The 10,855-nt window shown below is 66.9% G+C and carries 6 protein-coding genes and 1 riboswitch; of the genes, 1 reads left to right on the forward strand and 5 read right to left on the reverse strand.

The genetic code is table 11. The features are described from left to right. Positions 1–4: 4 nt before the first annotated feature. A riboswitch (TPP riboswitch) is annotated at positions 5–101 on the reverse strand. A gap of 145 nt (positions 102–246) precedes the next feature. After that, entirely contained in the window at positions 247–3,693 is a 3,447-nt protein-coding gene (locus ACTJK0_RS13005) for an Rne/Rng family ribonuclease (protein WP_440745448.1), read from the reverse strand. 437 nt (positions 3,694–4,130) lie between these two features. Between ACTJK0_RS13005 and ACTJK0_RS13010 the strand changes: the two genes are divergently transcribed. After that, positions 4,131–4,799 (forward strand): vitamin K epoxide reductase family protein, encoded by a 669-nt coding sequence (locus ACTJK0_RS13010; RefSeq protein ID WP_110540869.1) that lies wholly within the window; start codon positions 4,131–4,133, stop codon positions 4,797–4,799. Positions 4,800–4,859: 60 nt separating this feature from the next. On the opposite strand, the gene ndk is transcribed toward ACTJK0_RS13010, so the two are convergent. The 4 genes from ndk to ileS form a co-directional block, all read right to left on the reverse strand. Next, entirely contained in the window at positions 4,860–5,282 is a 423-nt protein-coding gene (gene ndk, locus ACTJK0_RS13015) for a nucleoside-diphosphate kinase (RefSeq protein ID WP_110540870.1), read from the reverse strand. Between the two features lie 109 nt (positions 5,283–5,391). Next, complete coding sequence (locus ACTJK0_RS13020) at positions 5,392–5,847, reverse strand: DUF4233 domain-containing protein (RefSeq protein WP_440745449.1); 456 nt, start codon at positions 5,845–5,847, stop codon at positions 5,392–5,394. Positions 5,848–5,849: 2 nt separating this feature from the next. Then, on the reverse strand, positions 5,850–7,208 hold the full coding sequence (locus tag ACTJK0_RS13025; protein WP_440745450.1) for a bifunctional folylpolyglutamate synthase/dihydrofolate synthase: 1,359 nt from the start codon (positions 7,206–7,208) through the stop codon (positions 5,850–5,852). A 3-nt stretch (positions 7,209–7,211) separates the two neighbouring features. Further along, positions 7,212–10,526: an isoleucine--tRNA ligase gene (gene ileS / locus ACTJK0_RS13030; protein WP_440745451.1), complete on the reverse strand. Its 3,315-nt coding sequence runs from the start codon at positions 10,524–10,526 to the stop codon at positions 7,212–7,214. Positions 10,527–10,855: the final 329 nt, after the last annotated feature.

A 10,855-nucleotide genomic window follows, 5' to 3' on the forward strand; every position in this document is an offset into this window, starting at 1 on the left:
GAGGGTCGAAGACAAAAGACATCCCTTCGCCGGTACTAGCCGGACAGGTTCAACGGGTCTGGATCTCAGCCGGCCTTTGCGCGGCACCCCGTGTCGGTTTCCAGAGTAGCTGCTGACCCCCGGGCGCGGGAAAGGTGACATCCCCCGGATGCAGGAAGTCCCCGCCCGGTGGACTGTACCCCCCGTCATTCAGGGGGACTGTCCACTCGACGGGGACTTAAATGCTGGCGCGGCGGCCCGGCCTGCTTAGAGCTCCGAGGCGGGTACCCCGACGCCGAGGATGATGGGTTCCTCTGCAGCCTTGCCCGGTCCCGCGGTCGCGCCGGGCTGGGGTTTGCCGGACTCGGGAGCCTTCGCGGCATGTGAGTGACCGGCGCCCGTTGCCTGGACGTTCTCGTGGTGCTGGACAGCGGTTTCGTTGGCGGCCCCCTGGGCACGGCTGGCGGCACGGTGGCGCCGTGGCCGGCGTTGGCGGGACTGCTCCAGGGTGTGGTCGGAGTAGTCCTTTTCCGCCGGGGCTTCCACCGCTGCCGGCCGCTGTGCCACCGCCGCTTCTTCCACGGGCTGTCCGGCTTCCACAGGCTGTCCGGCTTCCGCACGCTGTTCGGCATCCGCGTCCTTGGCCAGCGCGTCCTCCATGGAGGATGCGGGCTGGCCGAGCTGCGCGAACGCTTCGGCCAACCGGTCCAGGGTGAGAGCCGGCTTGGGGTGGTGCTCCTCAGCGTGCTCCACGAACGGAAGCGGGACCTGCTCACCGCCGAACGTCAGGACGGCCGCGGGACGCCCCGGGGTGTCGTCGTCGTGCTTCTCCCCGTCGGGAGCGGCAGCAGGCGGGACAGACGGCACCTGCCGGGCAGCGGCCACCTCGTCGTCGTGCAGGTGCGCCGCGTGGGCGGCAGCTGCGATGTTGGCCAGGGCAAGCCTGGTGGCTTCCGCCTTCGCGTGCCGCTCAGCATCTGTCGGGTCGGCCTGGACGGTGTGGACGTGGACTGCCGGGGCCGGGGCCGCTTCGGGCTGCGCGTTGCCGCGGCCGCGGCGGCGTTTACGCTCCGGACGGACGCCGGGCTGGCCGTTGTCGTTCCGCTGCCCTTCCGGGCGGTGGGCTTCGCCGCGGGGCTCGGGACGGTTGTCGGTGCGCTGGACGTGGTGCTCAGCGGCCACGATGTTGGCGCGGCGGTGCTCCACGGGATCGTCGTGGGTCACCACGCCCCGGCCTGCGCAGGCTTCGCACTGCTCGCCGAAGACTTCCAGCAGCCCGGTACCCATGCGCTTGCGGGTCATCTGGACCAGGCCCAGCGAGGTAACTTCTGCCACCTGGTGCTTGGTCCGGTCGCGGCCCAGGCATTCCACCAGGCGGCGGAGGACCAGGTCCCGGTTGGATTCGAGCACCATGTCGATGAAGTCGATCACGATGATGCCGCCGATGTCGCGCAGCCGCAGCTGGCGGACCACCTCCTCTGCGGCTTCGAGGTTGTTCTTGGTGACGGTTTCCTCGAGGTTGCCGCCGCTGCCGGTGAACTTGCCGGTGTTGACGTCCACCACGGTCATGGCTTCGGTGCGGTCGATCACCAGGGAGCCGCCGGAGGGCAGGAAGACTTTGCGCTCCAGGGCTTTGTGGATCTGCTCGTCAATGCGCCAGGCGGAGAAGATGTCCTGGTCCTTGGTCCACTTCTCGAGCCGGCCCACCAGATCGGGCGCCACGTAGGTGACGTACGCCTCGATGGTGTCCCAGGCCTCCTCGCCGGAAACGATGAGTTTGGAGAAGTCCTCGTTGAAGACGTCGCGGACGACCTTGATGGTCAGGTCCGGCTCGCCGTAGAGCAGCTCGGGGGCAAGGATCTTGGTGGACGCTGCCTGGCTTTCGATACCTTCCCACTGGGCGCGCAGCCGGTTGATGTCGTGCGTCAGCTCTTCCTCGGACGCGCCTTCGGCGGCGGTGCGGACAATTACACCTGCGTGCTCGGGCAAACGGTCCTTGAGGATGCGCTTGAGGCGGTTGCGTTCGACGTCGGGCAGCTTGCGGGAGATACCGGTCATGGAACCCCCGGGCACATAGACCAGGTAGCGGCCGGGAAGGGAGATCTGGCTGGTGAGGCGGGCGCCCTTGTGTCCGACAGGGTCCTTGGTGACCTGGACCAGCACGGTGTCGCCGGACTTCAGCGCGTTTTCGATGCGGCGCTGCTTGCCTTCGAGGTTCACGGCCTCCCAGTTGACCTCGCCGGCATACAGGACGGCGTTGCGGCCCCGCCCGATGTCAACGAAGGCCGCTTCCATGGACGGCAGCACATTCTGGACCTTGCCCAGGTAGACGTTGCCGATCAGCGAGTCCTGCTGCGTCTTGGACACGAAGTGTTCGGCCAGGACGCCGTCTTCGAGGACCGCGATCTGGATTCTGTCGTCGCGCTGGCGGACGATCATCTGCCGGTCAACGGATTCACGGCGTGCCAGGAACTCGGCTTCCGTGATGACGGTGCGGCGGCGGCCGGTGTCGCGGGACTCGCGCCGGCGCTGCTTCTTGGCTTCCAGGCGGGTGGAGCCCTTTACGCTGGTGACCCGGTTGCTCACGGGCGCTTCGCTCACGGCGCGGGGCGCACGGACGCGGGTCACAGTGTTGGGCGGATCGTCGTCCCCGCCGCCGGTCAGCTCAAGGTCCTGGTCCCCGCGACGGCGGCGGCGGCGGCGACGGGAGGTGACACCGCCTTCCAGCTGCGCGGCGCTGTCCTCGTCGGCTTCGTCCTCGGCGTCAGTTTCTGCACTGCCGTCCTCGGCGTCTTCGCCGGCCCCGTCGCCGACGCGGCTGCGGCCCCGCCGGCCCCGGGTGCGGCGCCGGCGGCGGCTGGAGGAGTCGTCGCCGTCGTCGCTTTCATCTTCCTCGGGTTCCTCGACGGCCGGCACAGCGGGACGGACCACGGTGCTCAGGTCAGGTGCCTGGAAGATGACAGATGTGGGGGAAGCGGGTTCAAGGAACAGGGACCCGAAGGGGCTGGCCGCTGCTGCGGCGGCGGGCTCGCCCTTGGACGGCTCCCCTGCCAGTGCTGCCCCGGGTTCCTGTGCCGGCGCCTGATCGGGGGCTGCCGCGGGGGCTGCGGCCTCCGGAGCAGGTGCTTCCTCGGCAGGTGCTTCCTGGGCGGGTGCTTCCTGGGCGGCTGCCTCTGCAGCGGTGGAGTCCCCGGCTGTTACTTTCGCGGCGGCGGATTCCGCGGGCGGGGCATCCACGGCCTCCGCTTCCGGCTGGGTCAGGGCGGCCGGGGAAGCGGCTTTGCGCGTGGCTACCCGACGGCGGCGCGCAGGCTTGGCCTCAGCGTCAACCGCGACGTCGGGAGCAGGCGTGGTCTCGGGAGCTGCTTGGGCTGCCGGGCTTTCAGGAGCTGCCGCGGGAGCGTCACCGGCGGCGGCACCGGCCGCGCTGGTAGCGGCTTCACCGGCGAAGGCGGGCAGGGGCTCGGCGGCGTCAACTTTCTTCCGTGCCCGGGTGCGCCGGACCGGAGCCTTGGTTTCCCCGACTGCCTCTACTGTTCCGCCGTCGGCACCGGGGATGGCATCCGTCTCCGCAGGAGCCGCAGCCCCGGCGTCGGTCAGGGCAGCCTCCGCCTTCGGAGCCGCTTTCCGGCGGGTGCGGACAGCTTTCTTCGGTGCTGCAGCCTCCACGGCCGCTGCATCTTCGTTAACGGCCAGTTCCTGATCATTGTCCATATGTGGCAACACTCCTGCCCCTGACGTACCGCCACATCCGGCACCCATTGGGGCACATATTGTCAAAACCCGCGGGCGTTGACAGAAGTCAAGTGGATACTCCCAGGTTCGCACCGTCGTTGGGGTGCGGCAGCCCGTGGGAGCCGGCGGATGTTCAGGAAACCCGTTGTTCTGCGTGCCACAACCAGGTGCCGCCCAATGGAGTCGCGGGAGTGCCGGAAGAATCCGAAGCCTGCCCTGCTCATCATTGGCGGTCTTGGAACAAACCACCGGACCGGAGTCCGAATGTGGATCGGCTTCCAGCCACGTTCATTCTCTCATACCCGCGCCGGATCGCCGCGGAGGCAACGCGATGCTCTTCCGCTGCTGTGTGGTGGCCTCAGGCTCCGGCGTTACAATCAGGCACAGGAGCACCGGACGAAAAGGACGCCACACCAATGCCCAGCATCTCCCCTGTCAGCGCCCATCACCAGGAACGGGCCGTCGATCCGCAGACCAGTGCTGCCGCAAACGTCCCACGGATGACCCGCAACCGGCCCTTTGGCTGGCTGCTGGTGGTCACGGGACTTGTGGGCTGGCTTGCCTCCGGAACCTTGGTGCTGGAAAAGCTCGAAGTGCTCAAGGACCCCAACCACGTCACAGTATGCGACGTGAACCCCTGGATCTCCTGTGGCGAAGTCATGAAGACATGGCAGAGTTCGCTCTTCGGCTTCCCGAACATGTTCATCGGCATTGTGGCGTTCGCCGTCATCATCACCGTGGGCATGGCCCTGCTGTCCGGGGCGACCTTCGCCCGCTGGTACTGGATCGGTTTGCAGGCGGGCGTTACGCTCGGCTTCATCTTCGTCGTGTGGCTGTGGTCCCAGGCGCTGTACGCCATCCACGTCCTTTGCCCGTTATGCATGATCGTCTGGGCCGCCATGATTCCACTTTTTGTCTGGACCACCATCCGCAACATCTCGGCCGGAGTGATCCCGATGCCGGCGGGCGCGGCCCGTGTCCTGGGTGACTCCGGCTGGATCATCACGGCACTGCTTTACGTGGCCGTCATCGCCACCATCTTCTTCGCGTTCATCCAGATCTTCGCAGGAACGTCAGGGTTCTAGCCGCAGTTACAGCAAAGGGAGGGCCGGTGTTCAACCGAACGCCGGCCCTCCCTTTTGGTATCAGTTCTCTTGGAACCAGATCTTCATCTCGCGCTCAGCGGACTCGGTGGAGTCGGAGCCGTGCACCAGGTTCTGCTGCACCTTCAGGCCCCAGTCGCGGCCGAAGTCGCCGCGGATGGTGCCCGGGGCCGCCGTCGTGGGGTCCGTGGTGCCCGCCAGCGACCGGAAGCCTTCGATCACGCGGTGGCCTTCGAAGACGGCCGCCACGACGGGGCCGCTGAGCATGAACTCCACCAGCGGCTCGTAGAACGGCTTGCCTACGTGCTCCTCGTAGTGCTGCTCCAGCAGTTCGCGGGTGGCGTCGACCTTCTTCAGCTCAACCAGGCTGTAGCCTTTGGCTTCGATCCGGGCCAGGATGGCGCCGGTCAGGTTACGGGCGACGCCGTCGGGCTTGATCAGGACGAGGGTGCGCTCTGTAGTCACAACTGCTCCAATGCGTTGGTGGGGGTTTCGGGATAAGTCTACGGGGACTGGTTTGCCAGGACGGCGCGTGGGAACAGGGCTGGGCCGGGACCCGGGCGGGCGCCGCAGGTCACGCCTGGGCGGGACCTGCGGCCTGGTCGGGATGGGCCGCCTCCCATTCAGCCTGCTCGCGTGCACGCTGCGAGGCTTCACGGTCCAGCCGGATGCCGGTCCGGATGCCATACCACCAGGCCAGGGCGAAGAGCGCGCCCACCAGGAACATGGCCGGCTCAAAGATGCCCGTCAGGATCAGGACGAGCTGCAGGATCCAGCCCAATCCGATCCCCCAGGGTTTGTTGAGGACCGCGCAGGCGAAGACCATGACCACGCTGAGGGCAATGCCCACGCCGAGGATCAGGGCCGGCGGGAATTCGCCCCGCCGCAGGCCGAACACCACCAGGGTGGCGAAGAACATGACGAACGCTTCCAGGAGCAGGACGGTGGAGGCGAACATCACCTTGGTGGACCGGCGCTTCTTCGGCATGCCTGGACGCCATTCCCGCTGCGCCTTGGTCAGTTTGGCCATGGCTACGCCTCCGTCTTGCCGAGCAGGATGCGGGCTTCGGCAACCAGGGTGATTGATCCGGTGACCAGCACGCCGCCGGAGAGGTCATCGTTGGCTTCGGCCCGCTCCACGGCCCATTCCAGCGCATCGTCCAGCTTCTCCGCGATGTGCACGTTGTCCTCGCCGAAGCCGAGGTCCACCGCGAGCTCGGCGAGCTCTGCGGCAGGAACGGCGCGCGGCGAGTTGGATTGGGTGAAGCAGTATTCCGATGCCATGTCGCCAAGGGATTCCCTAAGATCGCGGAGGATCTCCTCGGCGTCCTTCTCTTTGAGCACGCCGACCACGGGAACCAGGCGGGTGAACGTGAACGCTTCCTGCAGCGCGGCGGCTGAGGCCTTGATGCCGTCGGGGTTGTGGGCGGCGTCCACGATGATGGTGGGCGCGGTCCGGACCACCTCCAGCCGGCCGGGGGACGTGACAGCTGCGAAACCTTCCTGCAGGACCTCGAAGTCGAGTTCCTTTTCGCCGCCGAAGAATGCCTCCAGGGCGGCTACCGCCACGGCGGCATTCTGTGCCTGGTGTGCACCGTGCAGCGGCACCATCAGCTCCGGGTAGCGGCCTGCGATGCCCTGGATGGTCACCACCTGTCCGCCGACCGCCACCGTGCGGGACTCGACGCCGAACTCCACGCCCTCGAAGCGGAACGGCACGCCCACTTCGTTGGCCTTCTCCAGCAGTACCTGCGCCGCGTCCAGGGGCTGGGCAGCGCTGACGAGGTACCCGCCCGGCTTGATGATGCCGGCCTTTTCGTGGGCAATATCCTCTGTGGTGTCCCCGAGGAGGTCGGTGTGGTCCAGCGAAATCGGCGTCACCACCGATACCTGGCCGTCGCCCACATTCGTGGCGTCCGTGATGCCGCCCAGGCCCACCTCGATGATTGCCACATTGACGGGCTGGTCGGCGAAGATGGCGAAGCCCAGGATGGTGAGGCACTCGAAGTAGGTCAGCCGCGGCTGGCCCTCGGCTTCGAGCTCGGAATCAACGATCTGCAGGTAGGGCCGGATTTCGTCCCAGATCCGGACGAATGTTTCGTCCGGAACCGGATGGCCGTCGATGCTGATCCGCTCGGTGACCTTGGACAGGTGCGGGCTGGTGTACCGGCCCGTGCTCAGGCCATGGGCGCGGAGCACGGACTCGATCATCCGGGACGTGGACGTCTTGCCGTTGGTGCCGGTGACGTGGATGATCGGGTACGCCTTGTTCGGCTCGCCCAGCACGTCCATGGCGCGGAACAGCGGCGCCAGGCGGGGCTCCATCTTGTTTTCCGGCGCCCGGCCCAGCAGTTCGGCGTAGACGCTCTCCACGGAAAATTCGTCGGTCATGTCCTAGGCCTCCACTTTTTCAACGACGACGGCGGGTTCAGCCGTGCTGCCTGCCTGGGCGTCCAGGTCAACGGTCAATGTCTCGCCCTTGACGAGGTCGGCATTGGCCAGCAGGGCATCCACCACGTTCTGCGGGGCGGTGACGGTGGTCCGGATCCGGTCGCTCACGTTGAGGCCGGCGTCCTTGCGCGCCTGCTGGATGGCCCGGACCATATCGCGCGCCAGTCCTTCGGCTTCAAGCTCCGGCGTGACTTCGGTGTTCAGGACCACGAAGCCGCCGCCGGGCAGCACCGCAACGGCGGCCGAACCGCCGTCGGATTCTGCCACCACTGTCTCCAGCGTGTACTCCTGGGGCTCGAGCTGCAGCCCGCCCGCTGTGACCACACCGGCTTCGTCCACCGACCAGTCGCCGGACTTGGAGCCCTTGATGGCCAGCTGCACATTCTTGCCAAGGCGCGGACCGGCGGCCCGGGCGTTGACCACCAGCTTCTGCTGGATGCCGAACTCCTCGGGGGAGGCGGTGGCGGCGTCCAGGAGGCGGACGGAACGGAGGTTGAGTTCGTCAGCGACGACGGCGGCAAAACCCTCCAGGGCGGCCGCGCCGGGTGCCACCACGGTGAGTTCCTGCAGCGGCAGGCGCACCCGCAGGTTGGCCGCCTTGCGGAGCGAGGAGCCGGTGGAGCAGATCTGCTGGACCCGGTCCATGGCTTCCACCAGGGCCGGGTTGGCGGGGAAGAGGTCCGCGTCCGGCCAGTCGGCGAGGTGCACGGACCGGCCGCCGGTCAGGCCGCGCCAGATCTCCTCGGAAACCAGCGGCAGCAGGGACGCCGCGGCCCGGGTGATGGTCTCCAAAGCGGTGTACAGGGCGTCGAAGGCGTCCTGGTCCTCGTCGAAGAACCGCTGGCGGCTGCGCCGGACGTACCAATTGGTGAGCATGTCCAGGTAGCTGCGCAGCGAGTCGCAGGCGCCGGAGATGTCGTAGGTGTCCAGCTGGCCGGTCATGCTGCGGACCAGGTCACCGGTGTTGGCCAGGAGGTACTGGTCCAGGGTGTCCCGGTAGCCTTCGTAGCGCAGCTTGGCGTCGTAGCCGGCGCCGCCGTTGGCGGCGTTGGTATACAGCGTGAAGAAGCTGTAGACGTTCCACAGCGGCAGGATCACCTGGCGGACGCCGTCGCGGATGCCCTGCTCGGTGACGATCAGGTTGCCGCCGCGCAGGATGGGACTGGACATGAGGAACCAGCGCATGGCGTCGGAGCCGTCCCGGTCCAGGACCTCGGACACGTCGGGGTAGTTGCGCAGGCTCTTGGACATCTTCTGGCCGTCGGAGCCCAGCACGATGCCGTGGCTGATGACGTTCCTGAACGCGGGCCGGTCGAAGAGCGCCGTGGACAGGATGTGCAGCATGTAGAACCAGCCGCGGGTCTGGCCGATGTACTCGACGATGAAGTCGGCCGGGTTGTGCGTGTTGAACCAGGCCTCGTTCTCGAACGGGTAGTGCACCTGCCCGTAGGGCATGGAGCCGGAGTCGAACCAGACATCCAGGACGTCCTCCACGCGGCGCATCACGGACTGGCCCTCTTCGGGGGTGCGGGGATCGTCCGGGTTCGGCCGGGTGAGCTCGTCGATGAACGGGCGGTGGAGGTCCACCTCGCCGTCCTTGTTCAGGGGCAGCCGGCCAAAGTCCGCTTCGATCTCCGCGAGCGAGCCGTAGACGTCGGTGCGCGGGTATTCCGGGTCCGTTGACTGCCATACGGGGATGGGGCTGCCCCAGAAGCGGTTGCGGCTGATGGACCAGTCGCGGGCGTTCTCCAGCCACTTGCCGAACTGGCCGTCCTTGACGTTGCCGGGGATCCAGTTGATCTCCTGGTTCAGTTCGGACATGCGGTCCTTGAACTTGGTGACCTCCACGTACCAGGAGGACACGGCGCGGTAGATCAGCGGGTTGCGGCAGCGCCAGCAGTGCGGGTAGCTGTGCTCGTAGCTGGCCTGGCGGACCAGCCGGCCCTGGGCACGGAGCACCTGGGTGATGGGCTTGTTGGCCTCGAACACCTGCAGTCCCACAATGTCGTGGAGGTCGCCGTGCTTGAACAGCGGCAGGAACTTTGCACCCTCGTCGACGGAGAGCACCACGGGGATGCCTGCCTCCTCGCAGACCTTCTGGTCGTCTTCACCATAGGCGGGCGCCTGGTGGACGATGCCGGTGCCGTCCGTGGTGGTGACGTAGTCGGCCACCACGAAGCGCCACGCGTTCTCCATGCCGTACTTCTCGTTGTCGGCAAAGTCGTCCCAGAGCCGCTTGTACTCGAGGCCTTCGAGTTCGGCACCGGTGTAGGTGGCAACCACGCCGGCTTCCGCAGCTTCGAAGCTGTCGTAGCCCAGGTCCTTGGCGTAGCTGCCCAGCAGGTCGGCCGCGAGCAGGAAGCTGCCGCTGACCGGTGCCTCGGCTGAAGCGGCTTTGATGCCGTTGGGTCCGGCGGGCAGCACGGCGTAGGTGATGGAAGGCCCGACGGCGAGCGCGGCGTTGGTGGGCAGGGTCCAGGGCGTGGTGGTCCAGGCCAGGGCCTGGACACCGGCAAGCTTCTGCGACAGCTCCGATTCCCCGGCAAGGATGGGGAACGTGACGGTCACCGTCTGGTCCTGGCGGTTCTTGTAGACGTCGTCGTCCATGCGCAGTTCATGGTTGGACAGCGGCGTTTCGTCCTTCCAGCAGTACGGCAGGACCCGGTAGCCGTTGTAGGTCAGGCCCTTGTCGTGCAGCTGCTTGAACGCCCAGAGGACGGACTCCATGTATTCGACGTTGAGCGTCTTGTAGTCATTGTCGAAGTCCACCCAGCGGGCCTGGCGGGTGACGTAGCTGCGCCATTCGTCGGCGTATTTCATCACGGAGGCACGGCAGGCGTCGTTGAACTTGTCGATGCCCATGGCTTCGATCTGGGTTTTGTCGGTCATCCCCAGCTGCTTCATGGCTTCGAGCTCGGCGGGCAGGCCGTGGGTGTCCCAGCCAAAGCGGCGTTCGACGCGCTTGCCGCGCTGGGTCTGGTACCGGCCCACCAGGTCCTTGGCGTAGCCAGTCAGCAGGTGGCCGTAGTGCGGAAGGCCGTTGGCGAAGGGCGGGCCGTCGTAGAACACGAATTCGTTGCTGCCGGGCTCCCCGTCGGGGACGTCGGCGCTGCGCTGATCGATGCTGGCCTGGAAGGTGCCGTCCTGGTCCCAGTACTTCAGGATGCGCTCTTCGATCTCCGGAAACTTCACGGAGGCGGAAACGCCGGCGCTGCCGTTGGAAGAGGTACTGGCTGAGGCCTTGGGGTAAAACGTCATGTTCGACATCCTGGGTTGAGCGCGGGTGAACGTCCGGCACGGGCCGGATGTTCCGTTCAGGATGCGAGGACGGCTGCCGCGCGGTCCGAAGACTGCACGCCTACCGCGGTACCACCTCACTTACCGGCGCTGCGTGCCCCCGAAGGAACGGCCGCTGGCCCCGGCCTCTCATTACTGCTGTGACGGGCTTACCCGTCCGGTTCTACTGGTGCAGGCCGCCCTGCATGGCACGGCCGCATGTTCTTCCGGAAGCTCACCGGTGATTGCCGGGTCATAGCCACTGTTGAGTCTACTATTCCACGGGCATCCTGTGCCATTCAGGGCCGGGG

Source organism: Paenarthrobacter sp. 22069 (assembly GCF_052046035.1).
In the GTDB taxonomy this organism is placed as follows: Bacteria; Actinomycetota; Actinomycetes; order Actinomycetales; family Micrococcaceae; genus Arthrobacter.